The sequence below is a fragment of the Allobosea sp. RAF48 genome (genome assembly GCF_052114025.1).
Lineage (GTDB): Bacteria > Pseudomonadota > Alphaproteobacteria > Rhizobiales > Beijerinckiaceae > Allobosea.
The window spans coordinates 18,861-39,269 of record NZ_JBFRDZ010000029.1; the positions used below are offsets into that span (position 1 = coordinate 18,861).

Annotated in this window: 21 protein-coding genes; 13 read left to right on the forward strand and 8 right to left on the reverse strand. The window is 65.8% G+C overall.

All coding sequences use genetic code 11. The annotated features are described in order from the left end of the window. Positions 1-10: 10 nt before the first annotated feature. A complete protein-coding gene (gene hemE, locus AB4Z10_RS28835; protein WP_441473838.1) occupies positions 11-1,063 on the reverse strand; it encodes a uroporphyrinogen decarboxylase in 1,053 nt (350 codons plus the stop codon). Between the two features lie 439 nt (positions 1,064-1,502). On the opposite strand from hemE, the gene AB4Z10_RS28840 reads away from it, so the two are divergent. Genes AB4Z10_RS28840 through dnaQ form a run of 5 tightly spaced genes read left to right on the forward strand, consistent with a single transcriptional unit; the run spans position 1,503 to position 5,159 of the window. Beyond that, positions 1,503-2,333: a pyruvate, water dikinase regulatory protein gene (locus AB4Z10_RS28840; protein WP_441473839.1), complete on the forward strand. Its 831-nt coding sequence runs from the start codon at positions 1,503-1,505 to the stop codon at positions 2,331-2,333. Continuing rightward, entirely contained in the window at positions 2,330-2,956 is a 627-nt protein-coding gene (locus tag AB4Z10_RS28845) for a Maf family protein (protein ID WP_441473840.1), read from the forward strand. Before AB4Z10_RS28840 ends, AB4Z10_RS28845 begins: the two co-directional genes overlap by 4 nt. A 12-nt stretch (positions 2,957-2,968) precedes the next feature. Then, a complete protein-coding gene (locus AB4Z10_RS28850) occupies positions 2,969-3,805 on the forward strand; it encodes a shikimate dehydrogenase (protein WP_441473841.1) in 837 nt (278 codons plus the stop codon). Between the two features lie 15 nt (positions 3,806-3,820). Then, on the forward strand, positions 3,821-4,438 hold the full coding sequence (gene coaE, locus AB4Z10_RS28855; protein WP_441473842.1) for a dephospho-CoA kinase: 618 nt from the start codon (positions 3,821-3,823) through the stop codon (positions 4,436-4,438). Between the two features lie 4 nt (positions 4,439-4,442). After that, positions 4,443-5,159: a DNA polymerase III subunit epsilon gene (dnaQ, locus tag AB4Z10_RS28860; RefSeq protein WP_441473843.1), complete on the forward strand. Its 717-nt coding sequence runs from the start codon at positions 4,443-4,445 to the stop codon at positions 5,157-5,159. 24 nt (positions 5,160-5,183) lie between these two features. Here dnaQ and AB4Z10_RS28865 read toward each other — a convergent pair whose 3' ends face one another. Both AB4Z10_RS28865 and secB read right to left on the reverse strand, forming a co-directional pair. Further along, entirely contained in the window at positions 5,184-5,933 is a 750-nt protein-coding gene (locus AB4Z10_RS28865; protein WP_441473844.1) for a TerC family protein, read from the reverse strand. A gap of 171 nt (positions 5,934-6,104) precedes the next feature. Continuing rightward, on the reverse strand, positions 6,105-6,602 hold the full coding sequence (gene secB / locus AB4Z10_RS28870; RefSeq protein WP_441473845.1) for a protein-export chaperone SecB: 498 nt from the start codon (positions 6,600-6,602) through the stop codon (positions 6,105-6,107). Positions 6,603-6,848: 246 nt separating this feature from the next. Between secB and AB4Z10_RS28875 the strand changes: the two genes are divergently transcribed. The 5 genes from AB4Z10_RS28875 (at position 6,849) to AB4Z10_RS28895 (ending at position 10,764) form a co-directional block, all read left to right on the forward strand. Continuing rightward, entirely contained in the window at positions 6,849-7,574 is a 726-nt protein-coding gene (locus tag AB4Z10_RS28875; RefSeq protein ID WP_441473846.1) for a Tim44/TimA family putative adaptor protein, read from the forward strand. After that, on the forward strand, positions 7,571-8,737 hold the full coding sequence (gene mltA, locus AB4Z10_RS28880; protein WP_441473847.1) for a murein transglycosylase A: 1,167 nt from the start codon (positions 7,571-7,573) through the stop codon (positions 8,735-8,737). Before AB4Z10_RS28875 ends, mltA begins: the two co-directional genes overlap by 4 nt. Position 8,738: 1 nt before the next feature. After that, entirely contained in the window at positions 8,739-9,302 is a 564-nt protein-coding gene (locus tag AB4Z10_RS28885) for a Smr/MutS family protein (protein ID WP_441473848.1), read from the forward strand. Further along, positions 9,299-9,673: a helix-turn-helix domain-containing protein gene (locus tag AB4Z10_RS28890; protein WP_441473849.1), complete on the forward strand. Its 375-nt coding sequence runs from the start codon at positions 9,299-9,301 to the stop codon at positions 9,671-9,673. Before AB4Z10_RS28885 ends, AB4Z10_RS28890 begins: the two co-directional genes overlap by 4 nt. Positions 9,674-9,765: 92 nt before the next feature. Continuing rightward, a complete protein-coding gene (locus AB4Z10_RS28895; RefSeq protein ID WP_441473850.1) occupies positions 9,766-10,764 on the forward strand; it encodes an adenosine kinase in 999 nt (332 codons plus the stop codon). A 164-nt stretch (positions 10,765-10,928) separates the two neighbouring features. Here AB4Z10_RS28895 and AB4Z10_RS28900 read toward each other — a convergent pair whose 3' ends face one another. The 3 genes from AB4Z10_RS28900 to rpsO form a co-directional block, all read right to left on the reverse strand. Continuing rightward, positions 10,929-11,564, reverse strand: coding sequence for a pyridoxamine 5'-phosphate oxidase family protein (locus AB4Z10_RS28900; RefSeq protein WP_441473851.1), 636 nt, complete (start codon positions 11,562-11,564; stop codon positions 10,929-10,931). 257 nt (positions 11,565-11,821) lie between these two features. Next, on the reverse strand, positions 11,822-13,993 hold the full coding sequence (gene pnp / locus AB4Z10_RS28905) for a polyribonucleotide nucleotidyltransferase (RefSeq protein ID WP_441473852.1): 2,172 nt from the start codon (positions 13,991-13,993) through the stop codon (positions 11,822-11,824). Between the two features lie 262 nt (positions 13,994-14,255). Continuing rightward, positions 14,256-14,525: a 30S ribosomal protein S15 gene (gene rpsO / locus AB4Z10_RS28910; RefSeq protein ID WP_149131827.1), complete on the reverse strand. Its 270-nt coding sequence runs from the start codon at positions 14,523-14,525 to the stop codon at positions 14,256-14,258. 289 nt (positions 14,526-14,814) lie between these two features. Between rpsO and ku the strand changes: the two genes are divergently transcribed. Together ku and ligD are read left to right on the forward strand one after the other, a co-directional pair. Continuing rightward, the gene (gene ku / locus AB4Z10_RS28915; RefSeq protein ID WP_441473853.1) at positions 14,815-15,690 is read left to right on the forward strand and encodes a non-homologous end joining protein Ku; all 876 of its coding nucleotides are present in this window, start codon (positions 14,815-14,817) and stop codon (positions 15,688-15,690) included. Between the two features lie 202 nt (positions 15,691-15,892). Continuing rightward, on the forward strand, positions 15,893-18,418 hold the full coding sequence (gene ligD / locus AB4Z10_RS28920; protein ID WP_441473854.1) for a DNA ligase D: 2,526 nt from the start codon (positions 15,893-15,895) through the stop codon (positions 18,416-18,418). Here ligD and AB4Z10_RS28925 read toward each other — a convergent pair. Continuing rightward, entirely contained in the window at positions 18,405-18,812 is a 408-nt protein-coding gene (locus AB4Z10_RS28925; protein ID WP_441473855.1) for a winged helix-turn-helix transcriptional regulator, read from the reverse strand. The two genes, ligD and AB4Z10_RS28925, sit on opposite strands and share 14 nt — an antisense overlap. 124 nt (positions 18,813-18,936) lie before the next feature. Here AB4Z10_RS28925 and AB4Z10_RS28930 point away from each other — a divergent pair, with 124 nt between their 5' ends. Further along, complete coding sequence (locus AB4Z10_RS28930; RefSeq protein WP_441473856.1) at positions 18,937-19,548, forward strand: NAD(P)-dependent oxidoreductase; 612 nt, start codon at positions 18,937-18,939, stop codon at positions 19,546-19,548. A gap of 84 nt (positions 19,549-19,632) precedes the next feature. Here AB4Z10_RS28930 and AB4Z10_RS28935 read toward each other — a convergent pair whose 3' ends face one another. After that, a complete protein-coding gene (locus AB4Z10_RS28935) occupies positions 19,633-19,983 on the reverse strand; it encodes an Atu4866 domain-containing protein (RefSeq protein WP_441473857.1) in 351 nt (116 codons plus the stop codon). Between the last annotated feature and the right edge of the window lie 426 nt (positions 19,984-20,409).

The following is a 20,409-nucleotide window of genomic DNA, read 5'->3' on the forward strand; positions in this document are numbered from 1 at the left end:
ATCCTGACCCTCAGCCCCGCACGGCCTTCAGCAGCCGCTCGACATGGGCGATCGGCGTATCCGGGAGGATGCCATGCCCGAGATTGAAGACGAACGGTCCGCCACCGAAGGCTGAGAGGACCGCCTCGATTTCCTTCTCGAGCTCCGGACCACCGGCCCTCAGCACGAGCGGATCGAGATTGCCTTGCACCGGCAGTTTCGACTGGATTGCGTCGCGCGCAAAGTCCCGATCGATAGCGGATTCGAGCCCGACCGCATCGACGCCCGTTCCAGCAACATAGTCAGGGATCAACGGGCCGGCTCCGCGGGGGAATCCGATGATGCGGGCGTGCGGGTGAACAGCGCGCACGCCCTCCACGATCCGCCGGGTCGGCGCGATGCACCAGCGCCTGAAATCCTCCGGTCCCAAGGCGCCTGCCCAGCTGTCGAAGATCTGCACCGCATCGACGCCGGCGGCGATCTGCGCGTTGAGATAGCTCACCGAGGCAGCGACGATCCGATCGATGATCGCCTGGAACAGCTCGGGGTCCCCAGCGAAGAGAGCCTTGGCTGGTCCCTGATCGGGCGTGCCGCGGCCGGCCACCATATAGGTCGCCACGGTCCAGGGCGCACCGCAGAAGCCGATGAACCCCGTCTCGCGGGGCAAGGCACCACGCACCCGCCGCACCGTCTCCAGGATGGGATCCAGCTTGGTACGATCGGCGAGCTGATCGATCTCGGCGAGTCTTGCGACATCCGCTACGGGTTCGAGCCGCGGACCTTCACCCTCTGCGAACCAGAGCCTCTGCCCGAGTGCTTGTGGCACGACGAGGATATCGGAGAACAGGATCGCGGCATCGAAGCCGAAGCGCCGGATTGGCTGAAGCGTGACCTCGGCAGCGAGCTCGGGATTGTAGCAGAGCGCAAGGAAGCTGCCGGCCTTGGCCCGGAGCTCGCGATACTCCGGCAGATAGCGCCCGGCCTGACGCATCAGCCAGATCGGGGGGACAGGCAATTTCTCGCCAGCCAATGCCCGAAGAAAGAGCGGCTCTGCGCTGATCGTTCCAGGGGCTGGATGGCTCATCCCGTATCCTCTCTAAAAAGAGATTCTATGAAAGATTCTCTTTTTCTTTGACTCTTGGACGGGGGAGATAGCCCGGCCCAATCCTGTCCACAACCATTCCACAGGCGGTGGGACAGCGGGTCGCGGGTCGTCAGGTCGGGGCAGGGTACGTTAAGACTTTATTAATGAATTGAAATCCGCCGCCGGTTCCGCGTCGGGCAAAATGATTCACGTGAAACACTTCCTTAACCATGCACAGCGCGGCGGCTGTTGATGGCCGGGGCGAGTTATACAGGCCGGCCTCGCGAGCCCCGGCGAATTCGCCTTTATCCACATCGCTCCCCATGCCCTTGTATAACCCTCCCGGAGGCGGTGCGGCTCGATCATATCGAATGCCTGATTCCGGTCCGAGCCAAAGCGCGCTAGATGAAGACAAGAGCGCTTCAGGCCGGGGGACGTCGTGGTCCGCAACTATTTCCATCTGCATCTGGTTTCGGACGCGACCGGCGAAACGCTGATCGCGGTCAGCCGTGCCGCGGCGGCACAATATGAGAGCGTGTCGGCCATCGAGCATGTCTACCCGCTGGTGCGCTCGGAGGCGCAGCTTGCCCGCGTCCTGGCTGAAATCGAGTCCTCGCCCGGCGTCGTCCTCTACACCCTGGTCGAGCCGGAATGGCAGGAGAAGCTGGAGAACTTCTGTCGCGAACTCGGCTGTCCCTGCCTTTCGGTGTTGCAGCCGGTCCTGTCGCTGTTCCAGTCCTATCTCGGCCAGGCCTCCGCGACGAAACCGGGCGCGCAGCACGTTCTCAACACCGAGTACTTCCGCCGCATCGATGCGATGAACTACACCCTGCTCCATGACGACGGGCAGATGGGCGGCGATCTCGACAATGCCGACGTGATCCTGGTCGGCATCAGCCGGACGTCGAAGACGCCGACGAGCATCTATCTGGCCAATCGCGGCATCAAGACCGCCAATATTCCGCTCGTGCCGAATATCCCGCTGCCCACGGAACTGGAGAGCGCCAAGAAGCCGCTGATCGTCGGCCTGATCGCCAGCCCGGATCGCATCGTTCAGATTCGCCAGAACCGGCTTCTGTCCCTACGCGCCGACGACGAGACATCCTATGTAGATCCAGCGGCCGTTGCCGACGAAGTCTCGCAATCGCGCCGGCTCTGCGCCCGCAAGGGCTGGCCGGTCATTGATGTGACCCGCCGCTCGATCGAGGAAACAGCAGCATCGATCGTCGACCTGCTGCGCGACCACCGCATGAAGTTCATCGCGACATGATCATATCGGATCGCCTCTGGCTCGAAGCGGAGCCCTTGATCCTCGCCTCCGGGAGCACGACCCGCCGCGACATGCTGGCGGCGGCCGGCATCCCGGTCGAGGTGCTGAAGCCCGACATCGACGAGCGCGCGGTCGAGCATCCGCTCGTCGAGCAGGACGTTCCGGCGGACCAGATCGCAGCGGCGCTCGCCTGCGCCAAGGCGCTCGCCATATCGAACGCCCGGCCGGGTCGCCTCGTCCTCGCCGCCGACCAGACCCTGACCTGCGACGGGATCACCTTTCATAAGCCGGTCGATAGCTTCGCCGCCGCCGAGCAGATTGGAGAGCTCGCCGGCAAGACGCACGAACTCCACTCGGCCTTCGTCCTGGCCAGGGATGGCGCGCCGATCGCCGAAGGGCGCGAGACTGCGCGGATGACGATGCGCTCTCTCGATACGGACTTTATCGGGCTCTATGTTGACCTTGTCGGCCCCGCGGCCCTGTCCAGCGTCGGCGGCTATCAGCTCGAAGGGCTGGGCTCGCAGCTCTTCGATGCCGTCGAAGGCAATCACTTCACCATTCTGGGCCTGCCTTTGCTTGCCGTTCTCGCAGCCTTGCGCGATCTCGGCTGCCTCGCCCGCTGACCGGACTATCTTATGTCGCCTCGCTGTTTCGTCGTTGGACACCCCATCGCTCATTCGCGTTCGCCGATGATCCATGGCGAGTGGCTCAGCCGATACCGGATCGCCGGTTCCTATGAGCGCGTCGATGTCTCGCCGCCCGATCTGCCGGCCTTCATCCAGCGCCTGCGCGACGGTGAATTCGCAGGCGGTAATGTCACCGTGCCGCACAAGGAAGCGGTGATGGCGCTGGTCGACGCGGTCAGCGATGCGGGCCGGGCCGTGGGCGCCGTGAATACCCTCTGGCGCGACGAGGGCGGGAGGATACTGGCAGACAACAGCGACGTGCCGGGCTTCCTCGCCCATCTCGATGCCACGGTGTCCGGCTGGCAGGAGCGTGTCGGCACCGCGCTCGTCCTGGGCGCAGGCGGCGCGGCGCGCGGCATCTGCTACGGGCTGAAGTCGCGGGGCGTCGACCGCGTCCTCGTCGTCAATCGCAGCCGCGAGCGCGCGGAAGAGCTGGCCACAGCCTTGGGGCGGCCGCTCGAGACCGGTGAATGGGATCAACGCGGCCGGCTGGTCGGACAAGCCGATCTCATCGTGAACACGACGGCCTTGGGCATGCAGGGCAAGCCGCCGCTGGAGATCGATCTGTCCGGTCTGCGGCCCGGCACCATTGTCGATGACATCGTCTATGTGCCGCTCAAGACGGCACTGCTGGCGGAGGCCGAGCGCCGGGGCGGTATCCCGGTCGATGGGCTCGGCATGCTGCTGCATCAGGCTGTGCCGGGCTTCACCCGCTGGTTCGGCGTAACGCCTGAGGTGACGCCGGCCCTGCGCGCCCTGGTCGAAGCCGATATCCTGAAGACCTGATTCGGCGGAGAGAGCATGACCTTCGTGCTGGGCCTGACGGGCTCGATCGGAATGGGCAAGTCGACGACGGCCGGGCTGTTCGTGCAGCGCGGCGTGCCGTTGCATGATGCCGATGCCGCCGTGCATCGGCTGCATCGCGGCCGCGCTGCCGCACCGATCGAGGCGGCCTTTCCCGGCACCGTCATCGATGGCGTGGTCGACCGCGCGAAGCTCGGTGCCGCAGTCCTCGGAAAACCGGAAGCGCTCAAGCGGCTCGAGGCGATCATCCATCCGCTTGTGCGCGAGGAGGAGGAAGCTTTCATCGCGCGCTGTCGTCGCGAGGGGGCGGGGCTCGCGGTCATCGACGTGCCGCTACTACTCGAAACCGGCGGGGAGATGCGCTGCGATGCGGTTCTCGTCGTCACCGCGCCGGCCGAGGTTCAGCGCGAACGCGTCCTCGCGCGGCCCGGCATGAACGCCGAGAAGCTCAAGGCAATCCTTTCGCGACAGATGCCGGATGCCGAGAAGCGTCGCCGCGCCCATTTCCTTGTGGACACCTCCCGCGGCCTCGTGGCCGCGGAGCGGCAGGTCGGGTCTATCCTGATGGCGCTGGCTGGCCGTCCCGGGCGCGGCTTGGCGGCAGCGAGGTCCTGAAGCGATGCGCGAGATCGTTCTCGATACCGAAACCACCGGCGTCGAAGCCAACAACGGCGATCGCATCGTCGAGATCGGCTGCGTCGAGCTGGTCAATCATTGCCCGAGCGGCCGCACCTATCACGTCTACATCAACCCCGAGCGCTCGATGCCGGTCGAGGCGTTCAACGTCCACGGCCTCTCGGAAGATTTCCTCTCGGACAAGCCCGTCTTCGCTGCGGTCGCCCAGGAGTTCGCGGAGTTCATCGCCGGCGCGAAGCTGGTGATCCACAACGCGGCCTTCGACGTCGGCTTCATCAATATGGAGTTCAAGCGTCTCGGCTTGCCGCCGATCGAACAGGCATGGGTGGTCGATACCCTGTCGATGGCGCGCCGCAAGCATCCCGGCGCCTCCAACAGCCTCGACGCGCTCTGCTCCCGCTACGGTATCGACAACAGCCGCCGCACCAAGCACGGCGCCTTGCTCGACTCCGAGATCCTCGCCGAGGTCTATATCGAGCTGATCGGTGGCAAGCAGACCTCGCTCGGCCTCGGCGTCGAGGGAGTGGCGGGTCGCGGGGGACTCGCCATGGTCGCAGCCGAGAAGCCGCAGCGCCAACGCCCGCTCGCGCCACGCCTCGACGAAGCCGCCATCAAGGCGCATGAGGCCTTTATCCTGGGATCGTTGAAGGCCCCGCTCTGGAAGGGCTATCTCGGCATCACGGACGACGCGGCGCAGTAGACCGCATCGTCCATCCTTTCGCCCTTAGCCCCGGGCACTCTTCCGCGTCTTGCGGCGCGAGAGCATGTTGAGCGCTTCGATCAGGGCCGAGAAGGCCATCGCCGCGTAGATGTAGCCCTTCGACACATGCACGCCGAAGCCCTCTGCGATCAGCGTGCCGCCGATCATCAGCAGGAAGCCGAGCGCCAGCATCACGATGGTCGGGTTCTTGTCGATGAAGCGCGCCAGCGGGTCGGCGGCGAGCAGCATCGTCAGCACGGCGACGATCACGGCGATCACCATAACCGGCACATGCTCGGTCATGCCGACGGCAGTGATGATCGAATCGATCGAGAAGACGAGATCGAGCAGCAGGATCTGGAAGATCGCGCTGCCGAAGCTGAGCGTCACCGCCCGGGTGCCACCTTCCGCGAGAACGGATTCCGGATCGGGATCGACCTTGTGATGGATCTCCTTCGTCGCCTTCCAGACCAGGAAGAGGCCGCCGGCGATGAGGATCAGATCGCGCCAGGAGAAGGCCTGTCCGAAGACCGAGAAGATCGGCGCGGTCAGCGTGACGATGAAGGCGACGGTGCTGAGCAGCGCGAGGCGCAGGATCAGCGCCACACCGATGCCGATCCTGCGGCCCTTCGAGCGCTGATGCTCGGGCAGCTTGTTGGTCAGGATCGAGATGAAGATCAGGTTGTCGATGCCGAGCACGACCTCCATGGCGATCAATGCCCCGAGCGCGGCCCATATGGCGGGGTCGGCGGCAAGCGTCAGAAGGGTGTCCATCGAGTCTCCATCGGATACGGAAAAGGCGGGCGTCCCTGCCGGGGCGTCCGCCGTTGCTGACGCGAGATGGAGAGAGGTCGCGGGCTCCACAAGGGCAACAATTATCTGCAACAAACGAAAAAGGGCCCCTGAAGGGCCCTTTCCTGATTTCTGCAGTGGCCTGGGCGGCCGTCAGTTGGCGGCGGCGCCGGGCTGGCCCTGCAGCTCCTGCATGCGCTGCTGATAGAGCGAGGCGAAGTCGATCGGCGGGATGTAGAAGGGCGGGAAGCCGCCGTTCTGCACGGCTTCCGCGACGATCTGGCGCGCGAAGGGGAAGAGCAGACGGGCGCAGTCGATCACCAGCACGGGGTGGACGTGTTCCTGCGGGATGTTCTGCAGGCGGAACACGCCGGCGTAGCTCAGGTCGAAGGCGAAGAGCGTCTCGCCCTTCAGCTCGGCCTTGCCTTCCAGGCGCAGCACGGTTTCATAGTCGTCGTCGCCGAGCGCGGTGCTGCCGACATTGACCTGCAGCGACATCTGCGGGCCCTGCTGGGCCTCCTGCTGGGCGAGCGAGCGCGGCGCCTTCGGGTTCTCGAAGGAGAAATCCTTCGTGTACTGGATTAGCGCGTTGAGGCTCGGAGCGGCGTTCGCAGCATCCGTGCCATTTCCGTTGGGGAGTTCGTTGGCCATCGGTCCCATCTTGTTCTGGCAGGCTGTCTCGGGAAATCCCGCGCCATTGCCGGCGTTCGGGACTGCGCCCCATATTCCGGAGCGACGCGCGCGTCGGCTATCATGGACGCCGGATTGGCACAAGAAGTCGCCTTCACAAGGTGGGGGGTGGATGTTACGAGCCTGTCTTACCATATGACGGCTAGGGCCTGCCGCGGCTACGCGGAAAGGCTGCAAGCTATGACGGGAGCCGCGGGTCAGCCTTCGATGCAAAATTCCTTCGACATGACGACTTTGGTCTTCTTGGCTCTGGCCGTTTTCGTCGCCTGGAAGCTGCGCTCCGTGCTTGGCCAGAAGACCGGCAGCGAGCAGCCCAAGGACCCGTTCGCCCGTCGCGAGACCCCGCCGATGCGGCCGGACCAGGCGCAAGCTCCGGAGAAGCGCGACAACGTGATCAGGCTGCCGGGCGCGGCCAACGATCCCGGCGCCGCGGAGCAGCCGGAGGCCGAGCGCTGGAAGGATCTCGCTCCTGCGGATTCGCCGGTCAGCGCCGGCATCGAGGCGATCATCCGTCAGGAGCCGAGTTTCGATCCGCACGGCTTCGTCGCCGGCGCCAAGGCCGCCTATGAGGCGATCGTCACGGCTTTCGCGCGCGGCGACCGCAAGATGCTGAAAGGCCTTCTTGCCAAGGACGTCTATGAGGGCTTCGAGCAGGCGATCACCGAGCGCGAGAAGCGCGGCGAGAAGGCGGAATCGAATTTCGTCTCGATCGACAAGGCCGATCTCGCGGCCGTCGAGGTCAAGGGCAAGACCGCCCAGGTGACCATCGGCTTCATCTCGCAGCTGATCAGCGTCACCCGCGACGCGCAGGGCAATGTCGTTGATGGCAGCGCCGATCAGGTCTCCGAGGTCAACGACATCTGGACCTTCTCGCGCCAGCTCGGCAGCCGCGATCCGAACTGGATTCTGGTCGCCACCGAATCGGCTGCGTGAGCCGTGGCGCCGGGGTCGCGCTGGCGCTTTCGGCGGCGGTCGGGCTCGCGTCTGTGACCGCCATGGCTGCCCCCTTTCCGTTACCGGACGGCGCCCGGGCCGAGCAACGCGCCCCGCATGAGATCGATGGTTGGGCCCGGGATGATCACGCCCGGGCCTTCGCCATCTTTGCGCGCGGCTGCATGGCTGATCCGCCGCTGCGCCAGGCCGTGCCGCTGCCCGATATCCTCGCCGACGCCTGCGACAAGGCGAAGGCACTGGCCGCCAAAGGCGAGGTCGGTCGGAACGAGGCACGTGGCTTTTTCGAACGGAATTTCGACTTCTGGCGGATCCGGCCGGCGAATGCCGACACTGGTTTCACCACCGGCTATTTCGAGCCCGAGTTCGAAGGCGCGCTGTCACGCTCCGAAGCCTTCCCGACGCCGCTCTATGACCGGCCGAAGGATCTGGTGACGCGCTTCCCGGAGGATGACTGGCCGGGCGTGGACAAGACATTCTCCGCCGCGCGCCGCACCGCAAGTGGGCTCGAACCCTTTCCGGACCGTACGGCGATCGAGACCGGTGCGCTCGACGGGCAGGGTCTGGAGATTCTCTGGCTGCGTGATCCGGTCGATCGCTTCGTGCTGCAGGTACAGGGCTCTGGCCGCGTGCGCCTGCCCGATGGCTCGGTCACGCGGCTGACCTATTCTGGCCGCAACGGCCACCCATACACCTCGCTCGGCCGCGTGCTCAGCCAGCGCGAAGGCATCCCGCCCGAGCAGATGACGATGGACCGGCTCGTCGCCAGGCTGAAGGCCGATCCTGCTTTCGCCCGCGACCTCATCCGGCTGAACAAGTCCTTCGTCTTCTTCGCCCGCCGCGACGATCTTCCGGCGGAGAGCGGGCCGATCGGGGGCGCTGGTCTGCCGCTGACGCCGCTGCGCAGCATCGCCATCGATCGCACTGCCTGGCCCTATGGTCTGCCGGTCTGGATCGATACGACGATCCCCGGCGGGACCGGCGGCGATGAGCACCTCGCCCGGCTTATGATCGCGCAGGACACCGGCTCGGCCATCCTCGGCCCCGCCCGAATGGATCTCTTCGTCGGCTCGGGCCCGGCAGCCGGCCATCGCGCCGGACTGATCCGCCATCCCGTTTCCTTCACCGTGCTCTGGCCCCGCTAAGATGCGTTCGCGCCGGGGTAAGACGCTGACGGAGGTCGATATCGCGCTCTGGCGACAGGTGGCGCGCTCGGTCAAGCCGCTGCCTGGCCGGGCACCGATCGAGCCCGAGCCCGCTCCGCCGCCCGCAGCGCCTGCTTCAACCGAGACGTCCGTTCTTGTCGTCGCGGCCGTGGCTTCGGCCAGAACGGTTCCGCCGGCCGCGCCGCCGCTCGCGCCGATCGAGCGCCGGCTGCGCACGCAGCTGCGGCGTGGCCGGCAGGAGATCGAGGCCTCGATCGATTTGCACGGCATGCGCCAGGACGAGGCGCATCTGGCCCTGCACGGCTTTCTGCGTCGCGAACAGGCCCGCGGCACCCGCCTCGCCCTTGTCGTCACGGGAAAGGGCGGTCCGGCGCCCACCCTGTTCGGCGATGAACGGGGAGTGCTGCGGCGCATGGTGCCGCATTGGCTCAGGCTTTCGGAGCTGCGCCCGCTGGTGCTGGGCTTCGAAGAGGCTGAGCAACGCCACGGCGGTTCCGGTGCCCTCTACGTGCGCCTGAGGCGGCTCAGGGAGCACGGCCCGTGACGCCCTTCGGGCGGCGTGTGCGGGAGCTTCGGGACCGGCGCGGCCTCACGCTCGCCCAGATGGCCGAGGGGCTCGGCGTGACGCCGGCCTATCTTTCTGCGCTGGAGCACGGCAAGCGCGGGCGGCCGACCTTTACCCTGATCCAGGGCGCGATCCATCTGCTCGGCATCATCTGGGACGAGGCCGATGAACTCGTCCGCCTCGCCGATCTCTCGCATCCGCGAGTCACCGTCGACACGGCAGGCCTCGATCCCGAGGCGACGCTCTTCGCCAACCGTCTTGCCCGCGAGATCGCCGAACTCGACGGCGAGGATCTGCGTCGCCTGGCGGCGGTCCTCGACGAAGCCGCCACGCGCGGGGATAAGGGTTGAGCGAGGCGGCTTGACCCCGCCGCGTGCGGATGCGACACGCCGAAACCTTCCTTTCCGGCACTTCGGCCGCGCAATTCCGGACAAGACAGCTCATGACCAAGACCCGCACGGACGTCCTCGCCCTCGGCAACGCCATCGTCGATGTCCTGGCTTCGGCCGAGGAGGATTTCCTCGCCGCGCAGAAGCTGACCAAGGGCGCGATGATGCTGATCGACGAGAACCGTGCGGAATCGCTCTATGCGGCGATGGGTCCGGCGCGCATCATCTCCGGCGGCTCGGCTGCAAACACCATCGCCGGCCTCGCTTCCTTCGGCGGCAAGGGCGCCTTCATCGGCAAGGTCAAGGCCGACGAGCTCGGCAAGCTCTACCGCCATGACCTGACCTCGCTCGGCGTCGCCTTCGATACGGCTGCGGCTGCTGACGGCCCGGCTACCGCGCGCTCCTTCATCATCGTCACCCCCGATGGCGAGCGCACGATGAACACCTATCTCGGTGCCTGCCAGGGTCTCTCCGTCGCCGATGTCGACGAGAAGGCCGTCGAGAACGCCGACATCATCTACCTCGAAGGCTATCTCTGGGACCCGCCGGCGGCGAAGGAGGCCTTCCGCAAGGCTTCCGAGGTCGCGCACAGGGCAGGCGGCCGCGTCGCCATCACCCTGTCCGATTCCTTCTGCGTCGACCGCTATCGCGACGAATTCATCGGCCTGATCCGCAACCGCATGGTCGATCTCGTCTTTGCCAATGAGCACGAGCTCAAGAGCCTCTACGAGACCGGGGATTTCGACACGGCCCTGTCCTGGCTGCGCTCTGAGAACATCCTCGCGGTCGTGACCCGCTCCGAGAAGGGCGCGCTGGCCCTGACGCCGGAGGGAATCATCGAGGAGCCGGTTTTCCCCGTTGATCGCGTTGTCGATGCGACCGGCGCCGGCGATCTCTTTGCCGCCGGTTTCCTGTTCGGCCTGACCTCGGGCCGCGAGACCCGCGACTGCCTGCGCCTTGGCGCTCTGGCGGCGGCCGAGATCATTTCCCATATCGGTGCCCGGCCGGATGTCGGCCTGAAGACGCTGGCGGGGAACGAAGGGCTGTTGTGAGCTTTTCCTTCTCCCCTCCGGGCAGAAGGTGTCTGCGGACCAGACGGATGAGGGAAGGGTCGCGAATGCGGCCCTTTCCTGTTTTCGGCTGAGGCTCTGCCCTCAGCCCTGCGACTTCGCCCTGCCGCCTTCTCCCCGGAGGGGAAAAGAAAAGCTGCGGCCCCTCAATACAGCGTTGCCTTGACCCGCGCCGGCAGCGCCGCGTCGTAAGCCCCGCCGTCGAAGGTCTCGACGGCGGCGTTGCGCGCGGTGATGTCGCGCAGGATCGTGCCGGGCGAGGGCAGAGTCCGCTTGTCGACCTGCCGCTCCGGGTTCCAGAGCTCTGCCCGCACCACCGCGCGCGAGCACTGGAAGTAGACGGACTCGACATGGACGATCATCACGCTCGCCGGTAGCTTCCCGGCCATCTCGAACCCGGCGCACAACTCAGGATCGCAGGATAGCTCGGCGCGTCCGTTCACGCGCAGTGTCTCGCCGTAACCGGGGATCAGGAAGAGCATTCCGATTCGATCGTCGAACAGGATATTCTTCAACGAATCCAGCCGGTTATTGCCTTTTCTGTCGGGAATGAGGAGTGTTTTGGCGTCCCTGACCGTGACAAAGCCCGGCAGATCCCCGCGCGGTGAACAATCCAGCCCTTCCGGACCGACCGTCGCGAGCACGAAAAACGGCGAGGCGGCGATCAGCGCTGCATAATTGTCGTCGACATGATCGATCTCCTTGAAGACCGAGGCCGGCGCGAGCGGATTGGGATAGGCGCGAGCGAGATCGTCGAGCGAGGCGATGCGGTGGTCGGACATGCCGGTCTCCATGGATCGGCGTATGTCTAGACTATTGACGGCGGCGCGTCACCTCCTCGGAGACAGGCCGTCATTCTCGGGCGCCGCGTAGCGGCGACCCGAGAATCTCAGGACGAGGCAGCGCGGGAGCATCCCTCGGCCTGAGATGCTCGGGTCAAGCCCGAGCATGACGGCAGTTCTCTCCGGGCCAAAGCAAAACGCCCCGCATCGGAAGATGCGGGGCGTCTCGTTTCACGTGAATCGCGTGATGCGTCGGCTTACTCGGCCTGCTGCTTCTCGCGAGCCTTCTCGGCGTCGCGCTCGGCCTTGAGCTTCTCGGTGATGTCCTCGCCGGTTTCCTGGTCGACGACCTTCATCGAGAGGCGGATCTTGCCGCGCTCGTCCATGCCGAGGAACTTCACCTTGACCTTGTCGCCTTCCTTGACGACGTCCTGCACCTTCTGGACGCGGCGCGGGGCGAGTTCGGAGATGTGGACGAGGCCGTCCTTGGCGCCGAAGAAGTTCACGAAGGCGCCGAACTCCATGATCTTCACGACCGTGCCGTCATAGATCATGCCGACTTCGGCTTCCGAGACGATCGACTTGATCCACTTGATCGCGGCTTCGATCGACTTGCCGTCGGCCGAGGCGATCTTGATGGTGCCGTCATCCTCGATGTTCACCTTGGCGCCGGTCTTCTCGACGATCTCGCGGATGACCTTGCCGCCGGAGCCGATGACTTCACGGATCTTGTCGACCGGGATCTTCATCGTCTCGATGCGCGGCGCGAACTCGCCGAGCTGGCTGCGCGAGGCCGAGAGGGCCTTGCTCATCTCGCCGAGGATGTGCTCGCGTCCGCCCTTGGCCTGCTCGAGGGCGACCTTCATGATCTCCTCGGTGATGCCGGCGATCTTGATGTCCATCTGCAGCGAGGTGATGCCCTCGCCCGTGCCGGCGACCTTGAAGTCCATGTCGCCGAGATGATCCTCGTCACCGAGGATGTCGGAGAGCACGGCGAAGCGCTTGCCTTCCAGGATGAGGCCCATCGCGATGCCCGCGACCGGTGCCTTCAGCGGCACGCCGGCATCCATCAGCGCCAGCGAGGTGCCGCAGACGGTGGCCATCGAGGAGGAGCCGTTCGACTCGGTGATCTCCGAGACGACGCGCAGCGTGTAGGGGAACTCGCCCTTGCCCGGCAGCATCGGGTGGATGGCGCGCCAGGCGAGCTTGCCATGGCCGATCTCGCGGCGGCCGGGCGAACCCATGCGGCCGGTCTCTCCGACGGAGTAGGGAGGGAAGTTGTAGTGCAGCAGGAAGGTCTCCTTGTAGGTGCCTTCCAGCGAGTCGATGAACTGCTCGTCGTCGCCGGTGCCGAGCGTGGTCACGACCAGCGCCTGCGTCTCGCCGCGTGTGAACAGCGCCGAGCCGTGGGTGCGCGGCAGGACGCCGGCTTCCGCCACGATCGGACGCACGGTCTTGCCGTCGCGGCCGTCGATGCGGATGCCGTCATCGAGGATGTTCCAGCGCACGATCTTGGCCTGGGCTTCCTTGAACTGCGCGCCGACCTTGTCCTTCGGGAAGGTGGCGACGCCGTCCGGCGTATCGGAGACCAGCGCAGCGACGACCTTGGCCTTGACGGCGTCGACCGCCTTGTAGCGTTCGGCCTTGGCGGTGATCTTGTAGGCGGCGCGCAGCTCGGCTTCGCCGACCTTCATGATCGCGTCGAGAATGGCGGAATCATCCGGCGGGCTGAAGTCGCGCGGCTCCTTGGCGGCCTTCTCGGCCAGGCGGATGATGGCATCGATCACCGGCTGGAAGTGCTTGTGGCCGAACATCACGGCGCCAAGCATGACCTCCTCGGTCAGCTCCTTAGCCTCGGACTCGACCATCATCACGGCGTCCTGTGTGCCGGCGACGACGAGGTCGAGAGCCGATTCCTTCATCTCTTCGATGGTCGGGTTCAGCTTGTAGGCGCCGTCGATATAGCCGACGCGGGCGCCGCCGATCGGGCCCATGAAGGGCACGCCGGAAAGGGTGAGCGCTGCCGAGGTGGCGACCATCGCGAGGATGTCGGGATCGTTCTCCAGGTCATGCTGCAGAACGGTGACGACGACCTGCGTGTCGTTCTTGTAGCCCTGGACGAAGAGCGGGCGGATCGGCCGGTCGATCAGGCGGGAGACCAGCGTCTCCTTCTCGCTCGGGCGCCCTTCGCGCTTGAAGTAGCCGCCGGGGATGCGGCCGGCCGCGAAGGTCTTTTCCTGATAGTTGACGGTCAGCGGGAAGAAGTCGAAGCCGGGCTTCGGCTCCTTGGCCGAGACGACGGTCGCGAGCACGACGGTCTCGCCATAGGTGGCCATCACGGCGCCGTCGGCCTGGCGGGCGACCTTGCCGGTTTCGAGGACGAGCTTGCGGCCGCCCCAGATCAGTTCTTCGGTTTGGATGTCGAACATGTGTTTCGTCTTTCGGTCGGGTTCGACCCGTCCGGTGCCTTCAGGCCCATGGGCAAGACGGCGGAACACTCGGGTGGGAAAGGCTGTGCGCCCGAGCGCTCGGCGATCCTGCCATGGACGTCTGCGGCGCCCGGCGGGTCACGCGGGAGGGCCGCCCCATGCGGCCGCCGCGGCAGGCAGGCGTGCCGCCCATGGCGGCTTCACCTGAAAAGGAGCCGCCCGGAGCATGGCGCACCGGGCGGAAACGGTTTTCAGCCTTCGATCAGCGGCGGATGCCGAGCCGCTCGATCAGCGTCTTGTAGCGGGCTTCTTCCTTGCCCTTGAGGTAGTCGAGCAGCGAACGGCGCTGCGAGACCAGCTTGAGCAGGCCGCGGCGGGAGTGGTTGTCCTTCGCGTGCGACTTGAAGTGGCCGGTCAGATTGTTGATGCGCTCGGTCAGGATCGCGACCTGCACTTCCGGCGAGCCGGTGTCGTTCGGCTTGGTGGCGTATTCCTGAAGCAGGGCGGTCTTGCGCTCGGCAGTGATCGACATCGGGATATCCTCTGTTCGGGTTGATCTGGCGGGCCAGGCCGGGATGTCGTCCAGCGAGGTCCGAAATCCGCGAGCCGCCTCATCGCGGAGGGGTCGCGCAGCCGGCTTTTTCGGGCCGGATGCGGGGCATATACACGAAATCGACGGAAACGCCAGCGCCGTGCGGAACAGGAGCGCCGGACGCCGGTTTGACTCGCTATCGTCATTCCAGACCGCGGGGTCGTGTCATGCGCGTTTGCATCAGGCATCATGGCGCGGGGATCAGGCCGATCGCGGGGGAGGTCGTCTGATGGCGCCGCGTCCTGCATGGAAGGGCTATCTCAAGCTCTCACTCGTCTCCTGCGCGGTCGAGCTCACCGGCGCCACCAGCCAGAGCGAGAAGGTCTCCTTCCGCATCATCAACCGCAAGACCGGCAACACGGTGCGGCGGCAATATATCGACAGCGTCACCGGCAAGCCGGTCGCTAACGACGACGAGGTCAAGGGCTACGAGGTCGGGGACGACGAGTATCTGCTGATCGAGGAGGACGAGATCGACGCGGTCCAGATCGAATCCTCGCATACGCTGTCGATCGAGAGTTTCGTCGATCGCGCCGGCATTCCGCAGATCTATTTCGATACACCCTACTACGTCACGCCGGCCGACGAGGTCTCGGAGGAGGCCTTTGCCGTGATTCGCGAGGCGATGGCGAAGCAGAAGAAGGCAGGCATCGCCCGCATCGTGCTCTATCGCCGCGAGCGGCCGGTGATGATCGAACCCTTCGACAAGGGCCTGCTGTTGACGACGCTGCGCTACGACAAGACGGTCCGGAAGCCCGCCGAGATCTTCGAGGGGCTGGGCAAGCAGAAGAGCGACCCCGAGCTGATCGACCTCGCCACCCATATCATCGAGAAGAAGGAGGCGGCCTTCGACCCCTCCGGCTTCGAGGATCGCTACGAGGACGCGCTGCTCGAACTGATCGAGGCCAAGCGCAAGGGCCGCAAGCCACCGGTCGTGCGGGCGGCTGAACGACCCGCCAATGTCGTCAACCTCTTCGATGCGCTGAAGAAGAGCCTTGCGGGCGAAGGCGGGAGCAAAGGCGCGCCGGCATCAGGTTCCAAATCCGCGAAGGCGGCCAAGCCTGCGGTCAAGGGCTCCGCGGGCAAGACGCGCAAGAGAGCCTGAGCACCATGATGGGCGAGGGCGCGAGACATCTGATTGGGACTTCAACGAGCCGTCGTCTTTCGCGATGCCATTCCGCCGGAACGGCATCTCGAAAGATATTTCAGGAAGCTCGCGAAGCATCTGGAGCGTCCGTCGAGATGCAGCCTGCGGCAGCTCCGCCGGACGAGGGCTGCGCAGTTCAGGCGGACTCCGAGGAGGACTGATGTCCACGCTCGATCTCTATCGTTCCAAGCGCGACTTCTCTCGCACCCGGGAGCCGAAAGGCGCTGCGAAGACGGGCAAGAAATCTGCCGCGCAGGGCGGCGCCTTCGTCGTCCAGAAGCACGCAGCCCGGCGCCTGCACTATGATTTCAGGCTCGAGCATGGCGGCGCGCTCTGGTCCTGGGCGGTGACGCGCGGCCCGAGCCTCGACCCGGCCGAGAAGCGTCTGGCTGTTCACGTCGAGGATCACCCGCTCGAATATGGCGGCTTCGAGGGCACGATTCCGGCCGGCCAGTACGGGGGCGGCTCGGTTATCGTCTGGGACGAGGGCCAATGGATTCCGGAGGGGGATCCGGCGGCCGGCATGAAGAAGGGCCACCTCGCCTTCGCGCTGGAGGGCCACAAGCTGCGGGGGCGCTGGCATCTCGTGCGGCTGAAGCCCCGGCGTGGCGAGAAGCGCGACAATTGGCTGCTGATCAAGTCGGAGGACGAATTCGCCCGCACCGACGCGGATATCCTCGAGACCGAGCCGAATTCGGTGAAATCGGGCCTCTCGGTCGAGCAGATCGGCGCCGACGCCGACAGAGGCGCCGTCTGGGACACGACCAAGCCTGCAAAGCAGGCGGCCGCTGCGGCGAAGCCCGTCCGAAAGGCAAGGCGGCGGAGAGACGAAGAGGATCTCCCGCCCTTCGTCGAGCCCTGCCTCGCGACCTTGCAGGAGAAGCCGCCGACCGGCGAAAGCTGGCTGCACGAGGTCAAGTTCGACGGCTACCGGCTGGAAGCCCGCATCGACCACGGCGACGTCAAGCTGCTCACGCGCTCGGGCCTCGACTGGACGGCCCGCTTCGGCAGGAGCCTTGTCGCGGCGCTGGCCGGCCTGCCCTGCGAGACCGCGCTGATCGACGGCGAGGTCGTTGCGCTCGGCTCCAACGGCATCTCGTCCTTCTCTGCCCTGCAGCAGGCGCTCTCGGAAGGAAAGACCGGCGGCCTCGCTTACTTCGCCTTCGATCTCATCCATCTGGATGGCGAGGATCTGCGCGACGAGCCGCTGCTCGCGCGCAAGGAAAGGCTACAGCACCTCCTGGAGGGCAGCCCGGCCGATGGGCCGCTGCGCTACAGCGAGCATTTCGTCGAGCCCGGCCAGACCATGCTGAACCATGCCTGCCGCATGGGGCTCGAAGGCGTGATCTCGAAACGGGCGGATGCGCCCTATCGCAGCGGGCGCGGCCGCGACTGGATCAAGTCGAAATGCACGCAGCGCCAGGAATTCGTGATCGCCGGTTATGCCCCGTCGCAGGCCTCCCCGCGCAATCTCGGTTCGATCGTCGCAGGCTATTATGAGGATGGCGAGCTGAAGCCCGCGGGTCGCGTCGGCACCGGCTTCACCGCGAAGTCGGCCGCCGCGCTGAAGGCCAGGCTCGATGCGATCGCGACCGACAGCTCGCCTTTCAAGGGCGCCGCGGGCCGCGAGCGCGGCGTCGTCTGGGTGAAGCCCGAGTTGGTTGCAGAGGTCGAGTTCCGCGCCTGGACGGCTTCGAAGACCTTGCGCCACGCCTCGTTCCTGGGGCTGCGCGAGGACAAGCCGGCCGAGGAGATCGTCGCCGAGATGCCGGCCGAACCGGTCCCGGAGAAGACGAGAGGCAGCAAGGCCGCACCAGCTTCTTCCAAAAAGGCGGCGCCGGTGCAGACCGTCGTGAAACTGTCGAGCCCGGACAAGCCGCTCTGGCCGGATATCGGCTTCACCAAGCAGGATTTGCTCGCCTATTACGCGAAAATCTGGCCGCTGATGCAGCGCTTCGTCGTGGGCCGTCCGCTCAGCCTCGTGCGCGCGCCGAACGGCATCGAAGGCTCCCGTTTCTTCCAGAAACACGCAGGCCCGGGCCTGCACGAGGCCGTCAAACGCCGCCAGGATTCCGACGGGGAGGAGCTGATCTACATCGAGGATTTCGATGGGCTCGCCGCTCTCGTCCAGCTCGGCACGGTCGAGATCCATGTCTGGGGTGCGACCATGGACGCTATCGAGACCCCGGACCAGATCATCTTCGATCTCGATCCCGACACGGGCGTGCCGATCGAGCGCGTGCGGGAGGCGGCGCTGACGATCCGCCGCCATCTCGACGAACTCGGCTTCGAAAGCTTGCTGAAGGTCTCCGGCGGCAAGGGTTTTCATGTCGTGTTGCCGTTGAAGCCGAAAGCGGATTGGGAACGCGTCAGGGGTTTCGCCCGCGATTTCGCAAAGGCGATGGAGCAGGCCGAGCCGAAGCTCTACACCGCGACTCTGTCGAAGAAGGCGCGGCGTGGCCGCATCTTCATCGACTATCTCCGCAATGGCCGCGGTGCGACCGCGATCGCCCCCTATTCGACCCGCGCCCGGCCGGGCGCGACACTGGCGATGCCGGTGGCGTGGGGTGACATTTCCCGCCTGGAGCCTGATGCCTTCAAGGCCCGCGACATCCTCGATGGCGCGTTGCCGCCCGATCTCTGGAGCGGCTTCTTCACGGCGGGCAAGTCGCTTACCGGGGGGTGAGCGGGACCGGAATGCGAACGCTTGCCGACGGCGGCAAGCCGCGGTCATAGCGTCGCTGCGCTTCCTCGACCTCGCCGATATGGGCTTCCGCCCAGAGGGTGAGCTGATGCACCGTCTGCGACAGCGTGCGTCCGAGCTCGGTCAACGAATACTCGACGGTGACCGGCACGGTCGGAAAGACCTCGCGCCGGACCAACCCGTCGCGTTCGAGGCTCTTCAGCGTCTGCGACAGCATCTTCTGCGAGATGTTCTCGATCCGGCGCCTGAGTTCGTTGAAGCGCAGCGTGCCGTCGTCGAGCGCGATCAGGATCAGCACGGCCCAGGTGTCGCCGATGCGGTCGAGCACGCGCCGCGTCGGGCAAAGCGCCTGGAAAGGGTCGGGACGTCTGAGCATGGCGGTTTCCGAGAGGTGACCATGTCGCGCGAAAGTGCCTACTTTACGGGGCAGCGCGGCATGACCAGATAGGTTCCATTGGAGTGCAGGTATCTACCAGATACCATAACAAGGAGCCTCTGTCATGAAAGTCGCACTGATCGGCGCCAGCGGATTTATCGGCTCGCGCCTGCTCGCTGAGCTGTCGTCGCGCGGCCACGCCGTCACCGCCATTGTCCGCAATCCGGAGAAGGTCGCGGCCTCGCCCGGCGTCACTGCCGTCAAGGGGGATATCTTCGACAAGGACGGGCTGGCGAAGCTCCTTGCCGGCCATGACGCGGTGATCAGCGCCGTCCATTTCACCGCCAGCGATCCGGAGCTCCTGCTCGCGGCCGTGAAGCAATCGGGCGTGAAGCGTTATCTCGTCGTCGGCGGGGCCGGCAGCCTCGAAGTGGCGCCGGGCGTCAAGCTCTTCGATACGCCGGAATTTCCGGCCGCCTATCTCGACGAGGCGAAGAAAGGTGGCGTCTTCCTCGATCTGCTGAAGCTGGAGCAGGGCCTGGACTGGACCTTCCTCTCGCCTTCGGCGCTGATCCAGCCGGGTGAGCGCACCGGCAAGTTCCGGCTCGGCACCGACCTGCTCCTGGTCGACGGCAAGGGCAACAGCGCGATCTCGGCGGAGGACTACGCCATCGCACTCGTCGATGAACTGGAAAAGCCCGCTCATAGCCGCCGCCGCTTCACGGTCGGCTACTAACCGGCGCTGCGAACGACTCCGAAAAAGAAAGGGCCGTGCCTTCTCGCGAAGGCACGGCCCTTTTGTAGCTTGTTTGGCGTCGCGTTACGCTTTGCGGAAGTGCTTCTCGCCGATGCTGAGCGTACCGCGCTTGAGCTTGCCCAGCGCGACCCATCCGGTCTCGCCCTCGAAATAGAGCTTCGAGCGATCGACCGCATAGCGGCCGCGATGCTGGGCGCCGGCAGCCGGTTTGGCCTTGTGGAACTGCCCGTCCGGCCGCAGATCGATCAGAATCGACCCGTCCTCGGTTTTCCACGTCCCGATGGCGGCCTGCTCGAAGGGGGTTGGGCCGCCCCTGTCCTCGAGATCGATCTCGAGCAGGCGGGTGGGGCGGCTGGCTTGCGTAAAGCCGGAGGCGAGCTGGCCGAGAGTCTGAAGAACCTGGCTGAATGGCATGGTTTTCGTCTCCCTGTTCTGGTGACGGCTGAAACCGCTTGTCGCAGACATCCCCGTCGGGACCTGTCAGCAAGCGGCGAAGCATCTGCCGATTCCGAGGAAGGCGGCACGACGGTCGTCACGAATCTGTTTGCGATGTCGGCGTCTTGAAGGGGCATGAAGTCCCGGCGCCTGTCGCAGAGATAGGTCGATACCGGCTCGGCGCAAGGTGCCGCCGCCCAGAAAATTCGAGATCGACGAAAAACGGCGCCCTTTCGGGGCGCCGGGTCGTGTCGTGTCGGGCGGGCCTTCCCGCCTCAGAACTCTTCCCAGCCTGCGTCCTGGGCGCGGCCATTGGCGACCTTGCGCGGGGCGGGGGCGGCCTTGGACTGGGCGAAGGCGGCCTCGGCGAGCTTGCGCAGCCGCTCCGGCTCGGCCGCCGGAGCC

Coding starts and splice junctions, on each gene's coding strand:
- hemE (WP_441473838.1), bottom strand. CDS start 1,063: ATGAGCCATCCAGCCCCTGGAACGATCAGCGCAGAGCCGCTCTTTCTT.
- AB4Z10_RS28845 (WP_441473840.1), top strand. CDS start 2,330: ATGATCATATCGGATCGCCTCTGGCTCGAAGCGGAGCCCTTGATCCTC.
- AB4Z10_RS28850 (WP_441473841.1), top strand. CDS start 2,969: ATGTCGCCTCGCTGTTTCGTCGTTGGACACCCCATCGCTCATTCGCGT.
- coaE (WP_441473842.1), top strand. CDS start 3,821: ATGACCTTCGTGCTGGGCCTGACGGGCTCGATCGGAATGGGCAAGTCG.
- dnaQ (WP_441473843.1), top strand. CDS start 4,443: ATGCGCGAGATCGTTCTCGATACCGAAACCACCGGCGTCGAAGCCAAC.
- AB4Z10_RS28865 (WP_441473844.1), bottom strand. CDS start 5,933: ATGGACACCCTTCTGACGCTTGCCGCCGACCCCGCCATATGGGCCGCG.
- secB (WP_441473845.1), bottom strand. CDS start 6,602: ATGGCCAACGAACTCCCCAACGGAAATGGCACGGATGCTGCGAACGCC.
- AB4Z10_RS28875 (WP_441473846.1), top strand. CDS start 6,849: ATGCAAAATTCCTTCGACATGACGACTTTGGTCTTCTTGGCTCTGGCC.
- AB4Z10_RS28885 (WP_441473848.1), top strand. CDS start 8,739: ATGCGTTCGCGCCGGGGTAAGACGCTGACGGAGGTCGATATCGCGCTC.
- AB4Z10_RS28895 (WP_441473850.1), top strand. CDS start 9,766: ATGACCAAGACCCGCACGGACGTCCTCGCCCTCGGCAACGCCATCGTC.
- AB4Z10_RS28900 (WP_441473851.1), bottom strand. CDS start 11,564: ATGTCCGACCACCGCATCGCCTCGCTCGACGATCTCGCTCGCGCCTAT.
- pnp (WP_441473852.1), bottom strand. CDS start 13,993: ATGTTCGACATCCAAACCGAAGAACTGATCTGGGGCGGCCGCAAGCTC.
- rpsO (WP_149131827.1), bottom strand. CDS start 14,525: ATGTCGATCACTGCCGAGCGCAAGACCGCCCTGCTTCAGGAATACGCC.
- ku (WP_441473853.1), top strand. CDS start 14,815: ATGGCGCCGCGTCCTGCATGGAAGGGCTATCTCAAGCTCTCACTCGTC.
- ligD (WP_441473854.1), top strand. CDS start 15,893: ATGTCCACGCTCGATCTCTATCGTTCCAAGCGCGACTTCTCTCGCACC.
- AB4Z10_RS28925 (WP_441473855.1), bottom strand. CDS start 18,812: ATGCTCAGACGTCCCGACCCTTTCCAGGCGCTTTGCCCGACGCGGCGC.
- AB4Z10_RS28930 (WP_441473856.1), top strand. CDS start 18,937: ATGAAAGTCGCACTGATCGGCGCCAGCGGATTTATCGGCTCGCGCCTG.
- AB4Z10_RS28935 (WP_441473857.1), bottom strand. CDS start 19,983: ATGCCATTCAGCCAGGTTCTTCAGACTCTCGGCCAGCTCGCCTCCGGC.